19 protein-coding genes are annotated in these 15,226 nt (G+C 61.8%); 10 read left to right on the top strand and 9 right to left on the bottom strand.

The genetic code is table 11. The features are described 5' to 3' along the window. Nucleotides 1–18: 18 nt before the first annotated feature. Nucleotides 19–810 (top strand): non-homologous end joining protein Ku, encoded by a 792-nt coding sequence (gene ku, locus AB4037_RS04155; protein ID WP_441770628.1) that lies wholly within the window; start codon nucleotides 19–21, stop codon nucleotides 808–810. Between the two features lie 18 nt (nucleotides 811–828). Here ku (AB4037_RS04155) and ligD read toward each other — a convergent pair whose 3' ends face one another. From ligD to AB4037_RS04140, 3 genes are all read right to left on the bottom strand, one after another. Further along, nucleotides 829–3,366: a DNA ligase D gene (gene ligD / locus AB4037_RS04150; RefSeq protein ID WP_441770627.1), complete on the bottom strand. Its 2,538-nt coding sequence runs from the start codon at nucleotides 3,364–3,366 to the stop codon at nucleotides 829–831. 1 nt (nucleotide 3,367) lies between these two features. After that, nucleotides 3,368–4,243, bottom strand: a complete 876-nt coding sequence (ku, locus tag AB4037_RS04145; protein ID WP_441770626.1) for a non-homologous end joining protein Ku — start codon at nucleotides 4,241–4,243, stop codon at nucleotides 3,368–3,370. A gap of 152 nt (nucleotides 4,244–4,395) precedes the next feature. Next, nucleotides 4,396–4,587, bottom strand: coding sequence for a hypothetical protein (locus tag AB4037_RS04140; RefSeq protein ID WP_434960627.1), 192 nt, complete (start codon nucleotides 4,585–4,587; stop codon nucleotides 4,396–4,398). 157 nt (nucleotides 4,588–4,744) lie between these two features. Here AB4037_RS04140 and AB4037_RS04135 point away from each other — a divergent pair, with 157 nt between their 5' ends. Next, nucleotides 4,745–4,990 (top strand): DUF982 domain-containing protein, encoded by a 246-nt coding sequence (locus tag AB4037_RS04135; RefSeq protein WP_441770625.1) that lies wholly within the window; start codon nucleotides 4,745–4,747, stop codon nucleotides 4,988–4,990. Between the two features lie 175 nt (nucleotides 4,991–5,165). Here AB4037_RS04135 and AB4037_RS04130 read toward each other — a convergent pair whose 3' ends face one another. Further along, entirely contained in the window at nucleotides 5,166–5,669 is a 504-nt protein-coding gene (locus AB4037_RS04130) for a sigma-70 family RNA polymerase sigma factor (RefSeq protein WP_434960625.1), read from the bottom strand. Nucleotides 5,670–5,938: 269 nt separating this feature from the next. On the opposite strand from AB4037_RS04130, the gene AB4037_RS04125 reads away from it, so the two are divergent. Then, entirely contained in the window at nucleotides 5,939–6,829 is an 891-nt protein-coding gene (locus AB4037_RS04125; protein ID WP_441770624.1) for a DUF72 domain-containing protein, read from the top strand. A 101-nt stretch (nucleotides 6,830–6,930) separates the two neighbouring features. On the opposite strand, the gene AB4037_RS04120 is transcribed toward AB4037_RS04125, so the two are convergent. Together AB4037_RS04120 and AB4037_RS04115 are read right to left on the bottom strand one after the other, a co-directional pair. Beyond that, nucleotides 6,931–7,137, bottom strand: coding sequence for a CsbD family protein (locus AB4037_RS04120; protein ID WP_434960623.1), 207 nt, complete (start codon nucleotides 7,135–7,137; stop codon nucleotides 6,931–6,933). Nucleotides 7,138–7,200: 63 nt separating this feature from the next. Next, entirely contained in the window at nucleotides 7,201–7,656 is a 456-nt protein-coding gene (locus AB4037_RS04115) for a hypothetical protein (RefSeq protein WP_434960622.1), read from the bottom strand. Between the two features lie 35 nt (nucleotides 7,657–7,691). On the opposite strand from AB4037_RS04115, the gene AB4037_RS04110 reads away from it, so the two are divergent. The 7 genes from AB4037_RS04110 to AB4037_RS04080 all read left to right on the top strand — a co-directional run bounded on the left by AB4037_RS04110 (nucleotide 7,692) and on the right by AB4037_RS04080 (nucleotide 12,195). Further along, nucleotides 7,692–7,847, top strand: coding sequence for a DUF3309 family protein (locus AB4037_RS04110; RefSeq protein WP_434960621.1), 156 nt, complete (start codon nucleotides 7,692–7,694; stop codon nucleotides 7,845–7,847). Between the two features lie 528 nt (nucleotides 7,848–8,375). Further along, nucleotides 8,376–9,377: a DNA topoisomerase IB gene (locus tag AB4037_RS04105; protein ID WP_441770623.1), complete on the top strand. Its 1,002-nt coding sequence runs from the start codon at nucleotides 8,376–8,378 to the stop codon at nucleotides 9,375–9,377. A 127-nt stretch (nucleotides 9,378–9,504) separates the two neighbouring features. Then, nucleotides 9,505–9,819 carry a plasmid stabilization protein gene (locus AB4037_RS04100; RefSeq protein ID WP_441770622.1) on the top strand — a complete coding sequence of 105 codons (315 nt, stop codon included), beginning with the start codon at nucleotides 9,505–9,507 and terminating at the stop codon, nucleotides 9,817–9,819. Nucleotides 9,820–9,851: 32 nt separating this feature from the next. Continuing rightward, nucleotides 9,852–10,049 carry a hypothetical protein gene (locus AB4037_RS04095; protein ID WP_434960618.1) on the top strand — a complete coding sequence of 66 codons (198 nt, stop codon included), beginning with the start codon at nucleotides 9,852–9,854 and terminating at the stop codon, nucleotides 10,047–10,049. Nucleotides 10,050–10,078: 29 nt separating this feature from the next. Continuing rightward, nucleotides 10,079–10,732: a UdgX family uracil-DNA binding protein gene (locus AB4037_RS04090; protein WP_441770621.1), complete on the top strand. Its 654-nt coding sequence runs from the start codon at nucleotides 10,079–10,081 to the stop codon at nucleotides 10,730–10,732. 190 nt (nucleotides 10,733–10,922) lie between these two features. Continuing rightward, entirely contained in the window at nucleotides 10,923–11,201 is a 279-nt protein-coding gene (locus AB4037_RS04085; protein ID WP_441770620.1) for an aa3-type cytochrome c oxidase subunit IV, read from the top strand. Between the two features lie 28 nt (nucleotides 11,202–11,229). Beyond that, a complete protein-coding gene (locus AB4037_RS04080) occupies nucleotides 11,230–12,195 on the top strand; it encodes a DUF6328 family protein (protein WP_441770619.1) in 966 nt (321 codons plus the stop codon). Here AB4037_RS04080 and AB4037_RS04075 read toward each other — a convergent pair. The 3 genes from AB4037_RS04075 to AB4037_RS04065 all read right to left on the bottom strand — a co-directional run bounded on the left by AB4037_RS04075 (nucleotide 12,177) and on the right by AB4037_RS04065 (nucleotide 15,002). Further along, nucleotides 12,177–13,034, bottom strand: coding sequence for an alpha/beta fold hydrolase (locus tag AB4037_RS04075; protein WP_441770618.1), 858 nt, complete (start codon nucleotides 13,032–13,034; stop codon nucleotides 12,177–12,179). The genes AB4037_RS04080 and AB4037_RS04075 overlap by 19 nt on opposite strands. 163 nt (nucleotides 13,035–13,197) lie before the next feature. Continuing rightward, complete coding sequence (locus tag AB4037_RS04070; protein WP_434960613.1) at nucleotides 13,198–13,458, bottom strand: PepSY domain-containing protein; 261 nt, start codon at nucleotides 13,456–13,458, stop codon at nucleotides 13,198–13,200. 89 nt (nucleotides 13,459–13,547) lie between these two features. Continuing rightward, nucleotides 13,548–15,002: a PAS domain S-box protein gene (locus AB4037_RS04065; protein ID WP_434960612.1), complete on the bottom strand. Its 1,455-nt coding sequence runs from the start codon at nucleotides 15,000–15,002 to the stop codon at nucleotides 13,548–13,550. Nucleotides 15,003–15,226: the final 224 nt, after the last annotated feature.

The raw sequence follows: 15,226 nt of genomic DNA, 5'->3' as shown, positions 1-15,226 counted from the left end.
GCCTCAGGAGAAAGCCCCATGGTTTCTCGCCCGTTCTGGAAAGGCTACCTCAAACTCTCGCTGGTCACCTGCCCGGTGGCGCTGACGCCGGCGACGTCGGAGAGCGAGAAAGTCCGGTTCCATACGCTCAACCGCGCGACCGGCAATCGTATCGTCAGTCAATATGTCGATGCGATCACTGGGAAGCACGTCGAGGAGGACGACGAGGTCAAGGGCTATCAGCGCGGCGAGGAAGACTATGTCATGCTCGAGGAAGACGAGATCGAGGCCGTCGCTCTGGAAAGCACCCGGACCATCGACATCGAACTCTTCGCGCCGCAGGAGGACATTGAATGGATCTGGCTCGACAAGCCGCATTATCTGACGCCGGACGATCCTGTCGGGGAGGAAGCTTTCGCGGTCATCCGGGACGCCATGGCGACGACGCATATGGTCGGCATTGCCCGCCTGGTGATGTATCGGCGGGAGCGTGCGGTAATGCTGGAGCCCCGCGGCAAGGGCATCGTCGTGTGGACCCTGCGTTTCGGCGACGAGGTCCGTGACCCCGGCACCTATTTCGACAAGCTCGGCAATATCAGTCCCGATCAGGCCGCGCTGCAGCTCATGCAAAAATTGATCGATGGGCGCACGAAATCCTGGAGCCCAGAGATGGTCCGCGATCCCGTGCAGGAGCGTCTTCTCGAAATTATCGCCACCAAGAAGAAAGGGCGGCGTCGGTCCGCGGCCCAGCCCAAGACCGAAGTGCCCGGCAAGGTGGTCAGCATCATGGATGCCCTGCGCCGGAGCCTGGCGCGCGAGGCACGACGCTGATCTCCGTACCGCCCTCTCTCAAGCTGTTTTGCGCACCGTCCGGGCTTCGAGAGGCACGGCCGCCTCGAGGAAATGCGCCCAGGGATCGGCGGCAAGGGCCGATAGCCGCGTCGGCGTATTCGTCACGGTGAAATAGGCCGGCCCGATCGCGGGCGCCAGTTCCTCCCAGGCGAGCGGCATGGAAACGGCGGCACCCGGCCGCGCCCGCGTCGAATAGGGCGCAACCGCCGTTGAGCCGCGCTGATTGCGCAGATAATCGATCAGGATCTTGCCGTGGCGTTTTGCCTTGGCGATGGTTGAGACGAAGCGATCCGGACTGTCGGCGGCCATGGCATCGGCCATGGCCTTGGTGAAGGCCTTGACCTTCGGCCAGTTGGCTTTCGGCTTCAAGGGAGCGACTACATGCAGCCCCTTGCCACCCGACGTCTTCACGAAAGCAGTTAACCCGGCCTGTTCCAGCCGCTCCTTCACCTGTTCGGCGGCTGCGATGACCTCGCCCCACGCGACATCGTCACCGGGATCGAGATCCATTGTGATCATATCGGGCCGCTCCCAATCGGCGAGCGTCGATCCCCACGGGTGGATCTCCAGGACGGCAGCCTGGACCAGGCCGATCAGGCCGTCGAGGTCCTCGATCGCGATCAGGGGCTCGCCATCCCGGTCCTTGGGGTCGCTCACCTGAAGAATGTGCTCGTTCACGCCCTTCCAGGCGTGCTTTTGGAAGAAGCGAGGTCCCTCGATGCCATCGGGACAACGCAGCAGGGCCAGCGGTCGGCCGACGACGAAGGGGGCCATGGCGCGCCAGACCTCGGCATAGTAGTCGGCAAGCCCTTCCTTCGTCACGCCTTCCTGCGGCCAATAGAGCCGGTCGGGATGGGTGAGCTTCACGGTTCGGCGCGGTGCTGCAGCCATGGTTCCTGCCTTTTTCCTGGTCTCCCTGACGACCTCTTTTGCCGGCTTGTCCTCGCGAAGACCGCGAAAGGCAGCATGGCGCAGATGACGATCGGCCGTCCAGGCCCGGAATTCCACCTCGGCCACCAAGTCCGGGCGCGTGAAACGCACCTCCCGCCCTTCCTCGGCGGTGAGCGGGCGGGCAAACGGGTTCTGCTTGACGCGCATGCCCTCCAGGCGCCCGAACAGAGCTTCGGCGACCGAACGGGTGAATCCGGTGCCGACCCGGCCGACCGGCTCCAGGCCCCCGTCTTCATAGACGCCGAGGACGAGCGATCCGATCGCCTTTCGGGATATCGTCGATGGCACATAGCCGGCGACCACGAAGTCCTGGCGCGCCGAGCATTTGGACTTGACCCAGCTCCTGCCGCGCCCGGATTGGTAGGGGGCTGTGCGAAGCTTGGAGACGATGCCTTCGAGGCTCAGCCGGCAGGCGTGACGCAGGACCATGGCGCCGCTCGCCTCGAAGTGATCGGAAAAGCGGATCTCCGCCCCGGCATCGGCGAGCAGTTCCTGCAAAAGCATCTTGCGCCGGACGAGCGGCAAGGCCCGGAGGTCATAGCCGTCAAGATGGATGAGATCGAAGCCATAATAGACGAAGCGGTCGGAGCGACCCTCGCTCAGATCGGCCTGCAGAGAGGAAAAATCAGAGGCTCCTGTGCCGGCCTCGACCACCAACTCGCCATCGAGCAGCGCCGAGCCTATCGGCAGGGCCTGCAATGCTGCCGGCACCCGCTTGCCGAACTTTCCGGTCCAATCGAGACCGCTGCGGGTCAGGAGCTTGACCCGCCCTGCCTCGATGCGCGCCTGCAGGCGATAGCCATCGAATTTGATCTCGTGGATCCAATCGGGACCGGTCGGCGCCTTGGCAACGAGCGTCGCGAGCGTCGGCTCGACAAAATCCGGCATCGGCGTCCTCTTTGCCCCCTTGATCGAGGCCGGATCGGAGACGGTGCCGGGCTTGTGTCGACCTGCTGGTTGCCGGGTCCGCCTGGCCTTGGGAGCAATCCTGCCCGTCTTGGATGACCAGCCCGGTTCTTCGCCCGCAATCTCGGCGACATCGCGGCCCGTCTTCACCGATTCCGGCCGTTCCTCCAGAATGTCGGGGGCGTCCGGCGGACGAGCGGCCTCGTCCTCTGCCTTGATCAGTAGCCAGTTCTCGCGCTTTTCGCGTGGCTTGCCGCGCATCCGGATCAGATGCCAGCGGCCGGCAAGCTTTTCGCCCTTCAGCTCGAATTCCAGATGCCCCTTGTCATAGCCCCGATGCGCATCCCCGATCGACTGCCAAGTGCCCCGATCCCACAGGACCACGGTGCCGCCGCCATATTCCCCCTTGGGGATGGTTCCCTCGAAATCTCCATAGTCGAGCGGATGGTCCTCGACATGCACGGCAAGGCGCTTTTCGCCGGGGACCAGGCTGGGTCCCTTGGTTACCGCCCAGCTTTTGAGCACGCCGTCCATCTCGAGCCGGAAATCATAATGCAGCCGCCTGGCGTCGTGCTTCTGGATCACGAAGCTGTTGCCGCGCCTGCGACCGGCTCGTCCCTTGGGTTCGGGGGTCACCTTGAAATCGCGTTTGTGGTGATAGGGTTCGAGCGCGCTCATCTCAGCCCGCCTTGCGCCGAGTCTTATGCGCAGTCGTCTTGCGCGTGGTCGTCTTGCGAGCGGCCTTGGGGGGCGCCGAGGATCGCCGCGCCGGTTTGATGCCAGTCACCCCCGCGCTTTCGCGCAAGACCGCCATCAGATCAACCACCTTTTCGCGGGCAGGCTCCTTGCGGACCGGAACCGGCTTTCCTGCGATCTTGGCCTTGACCAGATCGGCGAGGGCCTGTTCATAGCGGTCCTCGAATTGCGATGGATCGAATGCGCCGGACTTGGTTTGGATGATGTGCTTGGCCAGATCCAGCATCTCGCCTTCGATGGTGAGGTCCGGAACGTCATCGAAGACCTCCTCGGCCGGGCGCACCTCATAGTCGAAATTGAGCGTGGTCGCGATCAGCCCCGGCCCATGCGCCCGAATCAGCACCGTCCGGACCCGCCGGAACAGTACGGTTCGGGCCAGCGCCGCGACCTCGCCGGCGCTCATGCCATCGCGGATCACCGCATAGACTTCCTCGGCCTCCCCATTGGCCGGCGCGAGATAATAGGGGTTGTCGAAATAGACATCGTCGATCTCCCTGCATGGCACGAAGGCGTCGACGGCCAGAGTCTTGTCGCTTTCCGGCACGGCGGATGCGACTTCCTCCGGCTCTAGTACGACATAGTCGCCTGGTGTTGTCTCATAGCCTTTGACCTGCTCTTCCCGAGGCACGGTCTTGCCAGTCTCGCCATCGATGAAGACACGATGGACGCGATGGCCGTTTGCACGGTTGAGCGTGTGAAATACCATGCGATCGGAAGCCGATGCGGCCGTGTAGAGCGCAACCGGACAAGCAACCTCCGCAATTTTCAGGAATCCCTTCCAGTTCGCTCGTGGCGCCATAGATCTACCTCCAGGCTCGACGATGACCGCCGCGAGAGCTCTGGCGACGACACCCGCGACTATTCCTCAAACCGAGCGTCGGTGCGATTGTTCCTGCGCTCCGTCGCTGTCGGCCTTGCCGTCCGATGGCGTCGGAACGAAAGGGCCCAATCCTATCGGAGATATGCCCAGGCCAGATAAGCAACGAGGCAGGCCAGGGCAGCGCCAACCGTTCCCACCACCAGCACATAAAGGACCCGCCAGCCCGCTGGCCCCTGCCGAACGGTATCGGCTGTAATGTTTTGCGTATCCCGCCCATCGCGCGGGGCCGGCTGGACATTGTCCTTTTCGATCGTAGGGGTCATGTCAGCCTCCTTCTCTCGATCTGCTTGTCGCCCCCAAACCCTTTTCCTGCCGATACGTTCCTCAAGGGCGGAGACTGCCTGCCTGCGCCAACCGGTCATGGCGCGCTCCGCCCGGAACCATCCGACCCTACCCGGGTTGTTAATCAGGAGATGTGATATGGACACCCAACCCTGGAGCCGCCCGGTCCAGCTCGGAGCCGACAGCGGAAACGTCAGGATTCTGACTTCCACCGAAGAGGCATCCTATTATTTGCAGAACGAATGGTCTGCTGATATCGGGCCGAAATTCATCGAAGCGCAGCGGACTTGTCTGGATGTTCTGGCCGGGATCGGGGGGCCCGACGATGCGCGAACCGCCTTCCTCGAAGCCTGCAAGGAAGCCGAAATTCCCGTGATGCCTTGAAATTCCCGTGATGCCTTGAGAAGGCATGCATGACGGCTACCCTGCCCGCTCCCCGGGAGTCGCCCGACAGGAGGCCTGCCAACACGGTGCCGCTACAAGCTTGTAACGGTTGGCTGGCGAGGCGCTCCGACTTCTACCAGGAACGCGGATATTGCGGCAGGCCGAGCGTGCGTGACTAGCTCGCTTGCCTATAATCCTCCTCGCCCATTTCAAAGGTCAGGCGGGCCCTCGCCCGGTTGAGCCTGCTTTTGACCGTGCCCACGGCACAGCCGCAGATCTGCGCCGCGTTCTCATAAGATTCGCCCAGGATCACGATGAGGGCGATGATCTCCTTGTATTTGTCGGGCAGGTTCTGGAACGCTCGGCCGACTTCACCCATCCTGACGTTCCATTCCTGTTCGCCCGACGGCACCGCACTATCGAACAGCGTGTCGTCGCCGCGCAGCACCTCACGGCTCCTCTTCTTGGCCTTTGTGCAATAGCTGTTGCGCATGATCGTGAAGAGCCAGGACTTCAACCGGGTTCCCGGTTCGAATTGATCGATATTGGCGAGAGCCTTGAGAAGCGTTTCCTGAACCAGGTCGTCGGCATCGGTGGGTTCCTGACAGAAGGTGCGTGCAAAAGCGCGCAAGGCAGGGATCAGCTTTACGATGTCGGTCCGCTCAGTGTTCTCGGTCACATGATTATCCGGCAAGGAAAATCCCCTTCCTTTGGCGGCTGAGATGGTGTGGTGTGCTAATTCAACGCAGGGAGCGCGAAGGTTGTTCCGCCCCTAAGCGATAAACCTCAACACCTTCATTCGAGTCGCCGCAGCCCGCCGTCCTTCATCTTCGATACCCGCGTCGTCCCGATTGCTGCCGCTCGTTCCTTTGGATAGCGCACTTGGAACAGCATGTGCCGGTGCCGGTTTGATCAAAAATGGGTTTGGACCGCGTGGGGGAGATCGGCATGCGCCGTGCAGATGTCCGCATCGGCATATCGGGTTGGAACTACCCGCCCTGGCGCGGCAAATTCTATCCCGAAGGACTGCCGCACAGGAGCGAACTCGCCTATGCCAGCAGTGTTTTCAAGACGATAGAGGTCAACAGCACTTTCTATCGTCTGCAGACGCCGACGACCTTCGCGCGATGGTTCGAGCAGACCCCCGATGATTTCGTCTTCGCCGTCAAGGCCCCGCGCTTCATCACCCACGTCAAGCGGCTGCGCGAGATTTCGGCGCCGCTCGCCAATTTCTTCGCTTCCGGCGTATTACGCCTGGAGCACAAGCTGGGCCCGATCCTGTGGCAGCTGCCGCCCAGTTTCCGGTTCGATGCGGATCTACTCGCGGATTTCCTGAAGCAACTGCCTCGCGATACCGCCGCCGCCGTGCATGCCGCCAGGAAGCATGACGACAAACTCCGCACCGAACCGTGGCTGAAGACGCCGAAAGAGCAGCCGATACGACATGCTCTCGAAATCCGACACGAAAGCTTCCTCGTCAGCGATTTCATCACACTGCTGCGCGAGCACGAGGTGGCCCTCGTCTGCGCTGACAGTGTCGACTGGCCGCTTGTCATGGATGTCACGTCGAAATTCATCTATTGCCGGCTGCATGGATCAAAGGAACTCTATCGCAGCGCTTACGATGCTGAGGCGATCGATCTCTGGGCAAGACGGGTAAAGGCGTGGGCCCTGGGCAGGACACCGGTCGAAAGCCGGCTGGTGGGACAGCCCGAGGACATATCGCGACGGCGCGACGTTTTCGTCTTCTTCGACAATACCGACAAGCTGCAGGCACCACATGATGCCCAGACCTTGATAGAGCGGGTCCAACGTTTTACGATTCAAGCAAAGAGTTAGACCTATTGTGCCGATTGAGGCGCTACGCGCCGCAGTGGCCGCGATTCCCCCGAAATCAAGCGCGCCCCGGACCACGCGAACGGTGATCCGAGGCGCTTGTTTTATTGCCAGTTCCGGCTGGCGTACCAGGAATCGATCTCCGAGCGGACCTTGTCCTTGGTAAGACCATAGCGCTCCTGGAGCTTGCCCTCGAGCTGCTCACGCTGACCCGCAATGACATCCAGGTCGTCGTCGGTGAGCTTGCCCCATTGCTCCTTCACCTGACCCTTGAGCTGCTTCCAGTTTCCTTCCACGCGATTCCAATCCATGTCGTCCTCCTGTTTCGAGACCGCTACCAAACTCGCCAGGAGCCGAAATGTTCTGAAGCCCATTCATGTCGTGCGGCGGCTATTGAAAGCGGGGGGATCGCTGGCGGGAAAGGATGCGTCCGCCGCCTCATCCACTTCATCCCACTGCCCAGGAGGATAGCGCATCGCCTCAGTCCCGGCATGGCGCTCCCCGCCCAATCCGCGCTTGGACTTCTCGTCCAAGATTGCTTCCCGGGCCATACGGGCGTCGAGTTCCACCCGTAGACGCCGATTTTCGTCGAGCAGCCTGACGATGGCGAATCCACCCGCAAGAGATACCAGTAGACGAAGGCGGGACATCGTATCCTCCCCAACCAGAAAGATTGCTGACTGGTCCGATATCGGCATCTGCAACAGGGCGAGCGTGCCGCGGAATGTCGATTTCAGCCAATCTTCACAAGGAATTCTCCAGATACCTGAATATGCCTTCAGAAATCTGTCAGTAATTATCATACATACACGGAACAATTTCCCAATCATGTGAGTTTCTACCCACCGATTGAAAGGAGATTAGCATGATTTACACAATTCTCCTCGTTATTCTTATACTTGCACTGCTTGGCGCCCTGCCAAGATGGCCTTATTCGACCGGCTGGGGATATTGGCCGAGTGGCGGCCTCGGCCTTGTCGTCGTCATTCTGCTCTTGCTGCTCCTGTTAGGTCGATTGTGATTCTATCGAGACTGGGACGACGGCGGTGCCCGCTTGCGTTTCGTGCCGCCTTCTTCCACGCTCCCTGGTTTGGGAGCCGATCTCTCTGCAGCCTGCCTGACGAGTGCGGGGGTAACGCCGCGCCGGATGGCATCAGCTGCCCTTCAGCATTTCGTTGTCCATCGCGACCAAGCGTGCGGATTTCGTGCCGAGACTCGGCCGCATAGGGCGCCATGCCGGTTCCGCCTTGTTTGGATCTCATGGTATCGCTCCTTTGAGCACAGCCATCCTTGCGGCAACCGTCTCGTGGACTACGCCACACATGGCTCGGTACACTCTCCCTAACCCTCGACAACCATAGGGGTTCCCTGGGCGGATAGCCTGATGTGTTCGCTGCGTTTGGAACCAGTCCCTTTTTGCGCCGTTGATCCGCTGCTAAAGCGTTTTGCGATTTGACCGGGTCACCTGGAATCGCAAAGACGCGTCGAAACAAAGAGTTAGAGTAAAAGTGCGGTTCGGAGAAATCGCACGTTGCTCTAGGAGGGAGCGATGCCAAGATTGAGGATCGTATCGCCCAATCAACTCGACCTTTGCCGGCGCCGCTGCGGGCGGGGGTTTTCATATCTCGATGCTCAGGGCCATCGGATCGCCGACAAGGCGGCCCTGGCGCGGTTTCGCGCCCTGGCCATTCCACCGGCCTATTCTCAGGTCCGCATCGCGTCCGACGAACGGGCGCATATCCAGGCGGTCGGTCGGGATGAAGCGGGACGGCTGCAATATCGCTATCATCCCGAGTGGGAACGCCGGCGGGAAAACCGCAAGGCCTTGAACATGGTAAAGCTGTTGCGCACGCTTCCCAGGATCCGGGCCGCTGTCCGCCGCGACCTCGCCTCTCCGAAGCTGGATCGGAACAAGGCCATCGCCTGCGCCGTCGCCCTGATCGACAGCACGCATATACGGGTCGGTGGCACCGCCTATGCGCGGGACAATGGCAGCCATGGCGCCGCCACCCTGCTCAAACGGCATCTCACTATCAAGGCGGGCCGGGTCGAACTGCGGTTTCGCGGCAAGGGCGGCAAGCCCATACGCTGCATGACGGACGATGCCGCCCTCGCCCGCGCCCTCGGCCGCCTGCGCGCCTTGTCGGGGCCGAGGCTGTTCCAGTTCGTAAGTGCGGACGGCGCCCTCCACCCCATCGAAGCAGGCGACATCAACGCCTATCTGCGCGACATTTCCGGCATCGACGTCACGGCCAAGGATCTGCGCCTGCTGGGCGCCAGCAAATGGGCCGTCCAGGAACTCGCCGCCCTGACGCCGGCTCTTAACATAACAGGCCGCAAACGGCAGATTGCCGCCGTCATACGCCAGGTATCATATCATCTCGTCAACACACCGGCGGTCGCCCGCAAGAGCTATGTCCCGGCCCTCATCCTCGACTCCTTCAAAACCGGCAAGCTGCGCGCAGCGTTCATGAAGGCCCGTTCGAGCAGCTATCGCCGCCGCGCGGAAGCGGCGCTGCATCTTCTGGCCACAAAAGAGCAGACCGTCTGATCGGATCGCTCGCGTCCGGACATGCGGGCCCTCCTCGATTTCCTCGACGATTTTCGCCATGTCGAGGCCATTCGGGAACCTGGCACGGCCGTATTGGTTTGGAGGACCAGCACAAAGGAGGCCCATCATGCCCCGTGGAGACAAGTCGAAATATACCGACAAGCAGGAACGCAAGGCCGACCATATCGCCGAGGGTTACGAGGCTCGCGGCGTATCCGAGAAGGAGGCCGAAAGGCGCGCCTGGGCCACCGTCAACAAGGACGATGGTGGCGGCAAGAAACCGGGCGGGTCGGGGCGTGGCAAAGCCACGATCCATCCGGCTTCCCATAAGGGCGGCAAGCTCGGAGGCGAGGCTTCCGCCTCGCGGCCAGCGGCGGCACGCTCCGCATCCGCCAAGAAAGCAGCCGCCACGCGCAAGCGCCACGAAGCGGGGCATGCCTGATACGGCATGCCCGCAGCGTGAGGGAAGACATCATGACCCGCAAGCCGAAGCCTTCGGACAGGGACCGCGACCAGCCCTACACCACCGAGCGAGAGGAATATCGGTTCGACAAGGTGAAACCACCGACCGATCCGGAAGAACGACGTGCCCACAGCAAGCCTGGCGGCGGAGTCAAGCGCGCACCGGACAAAGGTCGTCCCCCGCACCGATCAGGTGATCTGGATCGATGACGCTACGGCAAGCTCGAACGGGTACCGCCATGCGACCTCCAACCGGCGCAGAGACCCTGGACCCAGATCAGGACGAGATCATCACGCTCGCCGAGGTCAGACGATTGGTTGCTGTTTGCGAGCGCTGCGATCTTTACAAGCATGCCACCCAGGTGGTGATGGGAGAAGGTCGGGAAGATACCCGCCTGGTTCTGGTCGGCGAGCAGCCGGGCGATCAGGAGGACCGGCAGGGGCGCCCTTTTGTCGGGCCGGCCGGCCGGTTGCTCGACAGATGCCTCCAGGATGCAGAACTCGATCGCGACGCGTGCTACCTCACCAACGCCGTCAAGCATTTCAAATTCGAACGCCGGGGCAAGCGCCGGATTCATGAAAGGCCCAATGCCGGCGAGGTGCAGGCCTGCAAATGGTGGCTGGACAGGGAGTTGAAGATCATCAAGCCCGAATTGGTGGTGGCTCTCGGTGCGACGGCTGTCCAGGCCCTGCTCGGCCGTGGCGTCGGTGTGATGAAACAGCGCGGCCAGGTCCTGCCCGGGCCGGACGGGCTCCAGATTCTCGTGACTGTCCATCCCAGCTATCTGCTGCGCATCCCGGACTCCGATATGGCTGCGCGCGCCCGTTCTGCCTTCATCGAGGATCTACGCAAGGTCCACGCCATCCTCGCAAAAAGGGTACAGGCACGATGAAGTCACCTCAGGCACGCCCCGCTGTCCTAGCGTGAGACAGCCTCCAAACGCGCAGTCAATGGAACAAACCTGCCGCATCCGGCTTAGGAAACAGACTCGCGGCCGGCCTCCCCGGTTGCAGTCGAGGTCCGGCCCGCAGCCTGAGGAGCGGGTAAGGCCCAGATTTCATTCGTCGATGAGGGAGGTACGAATGATGCAACCGCATAGAAAATCCTTCGACTTCGCCGAGCATCGTCACGCCTATCAAGGCTTCGTGCGGCTCACACTGATCGTGGTCTTTCTCCTGCTCTCCCACCTCGTGGCACTCGCTGTCGGAGGGGTGGCCCATTTATGGCTTCTGGCTTGCCTGGAGGTCGCTCTATCGATCGTTGCCGCCGTGGTTGGCGCGGCGATCCCTGGCCTTGATTGGAAGCCTGGAGCCGCCGTACTGGCCTTTTGCCTGCTGACCCTGGCGATCGCCGCCGGTTGAGCGTGCCCGTTCGGGCCACGAGGTGAAGATGGGCAGGGTCAAGGCAGCTCTCGATGAATCCCGCACCTTGATGCTCGGGGCACAAATCCTGCTGGGTTTTCAATTGCAGGCTCCTTTCCAGGACGCCTTCGAACATCTCACGCCCGCCGAAAAGGCCATCGAGATCATCGTGCTCGGCCTCATGGTGCTGGTTCTGGGCTTTCTGGTCTTCCCCAGCGCGCACCATCGCATCGTCCACAAGGGGCACGCCGCTCCTGGGGTTGAAGAAACGGTCAAATGGGCGATGGTTGCAACCTTGCTGCCATTCGCACTGGCGCTGGGGTTCGCTCTTTACATAGCCGGGATCCGTGTCGCCGGCTTCGCCACCGGCGTGGCCGCAGCATTGGCCGGGTCCGTCCTCGCATTGGGCACCTGGTACGGCCTGCCGCTCTTTCAATGCCGGCAACAGCGGGAACAACCTATGCCGATCGCCCAGGAAACCTCCATTGGCACCAAGGTCGAACACGTCCTGACCGAGGCGCGCGTGGTTCTGCCCGGTGCACAGGCCCTTCTGGGCTTTCAACTGGCCATCATCCTGACCGAGGGCTTCGAACGCCTGCCCCCGTCTGCTAAGCTCGTGCACGGCTTGGCGCTCGGGCTGGTGGCGTTGTCCACCATTCTGCTGATGGCCCCGGCCTCCTACCACCGGCTGGGCTACCGCGGCCGTGATACCGAAGAGTTTTATGAGGTTGCGAGTCGGCTCGTCCTGGCTGCAACCGTCTTTCTGGCTCTCGGCCTCTGTGCGGACGTCCACGTGGTCGTGCAGAAGATCGCCCAAAGAGATGGGCTTGCAAATCTGCTCGCCGGCCTCTCGGCCGCACTGCTGCTGGGGCTGTGGTATGTGCTGCCTTTGTGGCATGCCCGGCGACGGCTGGGCGAGGAACAGTCAGAAGACACTCCTCCACCGAGACAAGGATCGAGGACAAGGCCCGGTTCTCACAATCTTCCAACGTGAATGACGGAAGTGTGGAGCAGGATTTCCCGTGCGATCTGCGGCCAGTCCTCGGCATGCAGTTCGTGGCCGCCGCCCTCGATGGAGACGAGGCGCGCTCCCTTGATGGCCGCCACCATGGCATGGGCATGGGCGATCGGAAACACCGGATCCGCCATGCCATGCACGACCAGGGTGGGAATCTGGATATCAGCGGCTTTGGCTCGGACGGGCGACGGGGCCGCCGCCGCCAAATGGTTCTGCAGGCTCGAAAAGGATGGCGAACGAGCCAGATCCCTTTCGATCAGACGCCGGGCTGCGCTGGCATCATGCGGGTGGCGTTTGCTTGCGACCGCCTCGGCGTCGCGGGCCAGAAAATCCGCCACCTGATCCCGATCATTCCAATCCAGATGGTCGAGCGTGGCCATGTGCCTCCTGTAGTCGTCGTCGGGCGGCGGCAACCACTCGACGCCGAGCGGCGTGGAGCTGACGATGGTCAACGTCTTGACCCGATGCGGCCTGATGAGTGCGGCCAACTGGGCAATGACCCCACCCATCGACATGCCGACCAGATGACCTGCCTGCAGATTGTAGCCACTGAGCACAGCCATGGCATCCTTCGCCATGTCCTCGAGTGTGTACTTGGCTGTTCCCGGCACATAGGCCGTCGACAGGCCGGTGTCCCTGTTGTCATAGCGGATGACATAACGGCCACCCGCGGCAAGCAATTCCGCGAAGTCATCGGGCCACCAGGCCATCGAGGCGAATGCGCCCATGATCAGAAGGATAGGCGGATCGTCGAGATTGCCGAAAGCCTGCGTCTGGATCTTCACCCCCTCGCCTTCAATGGTCCGCTCTTCCATCGCGCCAAACTCCTTCCTGGTAAGGCCGATCCCGCCATGCGATCGGCCTGGATGGGAAGATTGGGCGATAGCCCATGTCGGTACGACGATGATCCTCCGCCCGGGAGGAGCCAGCCCTGCGGCTCCATCGATACAATTGCCGCGTCAAATGAGCGTATCGGTCCTAACGTGTAGAGCCGGACATGGGATCGAGATGCAATTCGACCTTGGCCTTGTCGGTGGTCATGTAAGTGACCTCATAATAGCCGCTTTGGCTCCATTCCACCTCCGAGATATAGGCAAAGCCCTCGCGGGCTTCGACCTTCGCGATGATCTGCGACAGCTTGAGGCTGCCCTGTGGAGGTAGAGCGGTGCTGGTGGTCTGAGCGCTGGCCACCCCAGCAAGAAGCAGAAGGCCGGCAAGGGCCCCGACTAGTCTTCCCATTGCGCATCCCTCATGTTTCGAATGCACAACAAAAACCAAACAGAAGGCTTTAGGTTCCCAAGGACGTCGCCCCGGGACGTCGGCCAGGATCACGCGCCGACGCGGCTCAGATCCATCGTCAATTCGATGACCAGCCCTTCAGAATGCCATTGGCGCGAAAATCCGCCGAACTGGCTGGCGGCCAGTCGCACGAGACGGCTACCGAAACCTTCCGCGCCCGACGGCTGTACCTTCGGGCCGCCGAGCTCGCGCCACACGATGATGGCATCGCCGTCACGGCGCCCGCATTCGATCTCCACCCGGCCTGCCGATGTAGAAAAGCTGCCATATTTGGCAGCATTCGTAGCAAATTCATGCAGAAGAAGCGCAACCGGCGTAACCGCGCTTTCCGCAAGTTCGAAATCGACCCCCTCAACTGTGAACCGCTTGCGCTCACCTTGCGCTCCTTCCACATAGGGAGCCAGAATGGCCTCGATCAGCGCGTGCAGGGTCGCCGTTTTCCTGAAGCCGTTGTCGACGGTTCCGGAAGCCAGGGTCAGGGCATGCGCCCTCGACAGCGCGCCCAAGCGATCGGCGACGATCGAGGCGAGCATCGCCGGGGTTTCGGCGGAGGCCACGCTCAGATTGACGATGCTGGTTGCAAGGGCGAACAGGTTTTTGACCCGGTGATCCATCTCATGCAGGAGAAGTTGTTGCTGCTCCTGGGCCCGGCGTCGTTCGGTGATATCGCGCGCGATCTTGGATGCACCGATGATGATGCCATCGGCATCCTTGATCGGAGACACGCTCAGCGAGATATCGACCAGGCTGCCGTCCTTGCGCTGGCGGATGGTCTCATAATGGTCGATCCGCTCCCCTGCCCGGATGCGCGCCAGTATGGCGGGCTCCTCATTATGCCGGTCGGGAGGAATCAGCATCATCACCGATCGGCCGATCGCCTCGGAAACGCCATAGCCGAACAGATGCTCGGCCCCGGCATTCCAGCTGGTGATGATCCCCTCGAGATTCTTGGATATGATCGCGTCGTCCGAAGATTCCACGAGCGCGGCCAAGCGGCGGGCGGTCTGATCGCCGTGGTGACGCTCTATCGCAAAACCCAGTTGACGGGCAATGATCAGCGCCAGTTCGCGCTCTTCATCCGCGAAAAGATGGGGTGCCTCATAATAGAGGGTGAATTTGCCGGCCATGCCCTGGCTGACCATGACCGGAATGAAGGCCAACGCACCAATGCCCTCACGCCGGGTCAGCGCCGCAAGGTCGGGCGGTAGATCGGCCTGAGCGATGTCGTCTATATAGACGGGCGCCGGCTCCTCGTCGCCAGGCTCCCATGGCGAATGTCCCTCGACACCGGCCCTATATTCTTCCGAAAGCCACCGCCAGGCCGCAAAACGCAGGACGCCCCCGCCATCGAACCGCAAGATCGATGCACGCGTGCAGCCCAGCATGTCATCGATGGCATCCAGGGCCGCGCTATAGATCTGATCGAGATTGCGTGCGCGATAGAGCCGATCGGTGAAGTGGAAAAGCGAACTTTGCTGGCGCATCCGATGCACGAGCGGCACTTGTTCGTGCGAATCCGCCGCCCCAAAAGCGAGCGTCGGTTTTCCACTCAGCTCCTCCTTCTTGGTTTTCAACGCCGACCCAGCCCTACTTATCTCAAAGACCCGGCACTATTGCTCGATACCCGCTCCGAGATCGATCGGCATATGAGATGCACCACCCTGCCTCGAAGCACGGTAGAATACCACTATCACAATAGCGGCGCCCT

Source organism: Labrys sp. KB_33_2, assembly GCF_052114505.1.
Classification (GTDB): domain Bacteria; phylum Pseudomonadota; class Alphaproteobacteria; order Rhizobiales; family Labraceae; genus Labrys.
Note: the sequence above shows the minus strand (reverse complement) of the source record. Positions and strands in the feature narration are given on the sequence as shown.

What these genes read in the sequence shown, in the direction of transcription:
- AB4037_RS04090 (WP_441770621.1), top strand. Translation starts at nt 10,079, where the DNA reads ATGCGACCTCCAACCGGCGCAGAGACCCTGGACCCAGATCAGGACGAG.
- AB4037_RS04070 (WP_434960613.1), bottom strand. Translation starts at nt 13,458, where the DNA reads ATGGGAAGACTAGTCGGGGCCCTTGCCGGCCTTCTGCTTCTTGCTGGG.
- AB4037_RS04075 (WP_441770618.1), bottom strand. Translation starts at nt 13,034, where the DNA reads ATGGAAGAGCGGACCATTGAAGGCGAGGGGGTGAAGATCCAGACGCAG.
- AB4037_RS04115 (WP_434960622.1), bottom strand. Translation starts at nt 7,656, where the DNA reads ATGATTGGGAAATTGTTCCGTGTATGTATGATAATTACTGACAGATTT.
- AB4037_RS04080 (WP_441770619.1), top strand. Translation starts at nt 11,230, where the DNA reads ATGGGCAGGGTCAAGGCAGCTCTCGATGAATCCCGCACCTTGATGCTC.
- ku (WP_441770626.1), bottom strand. Translation starts at nt 4,243, where the DNA reads ATGGCGCCACGAGCGAACTGGAAGGGATTCCTGAAAATTGCGGAGGTT.
- AB4037_RS04065 (WP_434960612.1), bottom strand. Translation starts at nt 15,002, where the DNA reads ATGCGCCAGCAAAGTTCGCTTTTCCACTTCACCGATCGGCTCTATCGC.
- AB4037_RS04100 (WP_441770622.1), top strand. Translation starts at nt 9,505, where the DNA reads ATGCCCCGTGGAGACAAGTCGAAATATACCGACAAGCAGGAACGCAAG.
- AB4037_RS04140 (WP_434960627.1), bottom strand. Translation starts at nt 4,587, where the DNA reads ATGACCCCTACGATCGAAAAGGACAATGTCCAGCCGGCCCCGCGCGAT.
- AB4037_RS04120 (WP_434960623.1), bottom strand. Translation starts at nt 7,137, where the DNA reads ATGGATTGGAATCGCGTGGAAGGAAACTGGAAGCAGCTCAAGGGTCAG.
- ku (WP_441770628.1), top strand. Translation starts at nt 19, where the DNA reads ATGGTTTCTCGCCCGTTCTGGAAAGGCTACCTCAAACTCTCGCTGGTC.
- AB4037_RS04095 (WP_434960618.1), top strand. Translation starts at nt 9,852, where the DNA reads ATGACCCGCAAGCCGAAGCCTTCGGACAGGGACCGCGACCAGCCCTAC.
- AB4037_RS04135 (WP_441770625.1), top strand. Translation starts at nt 4,745, where the DNA reads ATGGACACCCAACCCTGGAGCCGCCCGGTCCAGCTCGGAGCCGACAGC.
- AB4037_RS04085 (WP_441770620.1), top strand. Translation starts at nt 10,923, where the DNA reads ATGATGCAACCGCATAGAAAATCCTTCGACTTCGCCGAGCATCGTCAC.
- AB4037_RS04110 (WP_434960621.1), top strand. Translation starts at nt 7,692, where the DNA reads ATGATTTACACAATTCTCCTCGTTATTCTTATACTTGCACTGCTTGGC.
- AB4037_RS04125 (WP_441770624.1), top strand. Translation starts at nt 5,939, where the DNA reads ATGCGCCGTGCAGATGTCCGCATCGGCATATCGGGTTGGAACTACCCG.
- AB4037_RS04105 (WP_441770623.1), top strand. Translation starts at nt 8,376, where the DNA reads ATGCCAAGATTGAGGATCGTATCGCCCAATCAACTCGACCTTTGCCGG.
- ligD (WP_441770627.1), bottom strand. Translation starts at nt 3,366, where the DNA reads ATGAGCGCGCTCGAACCCTATCACCACAAACGCGATTTCAAGGTGACC.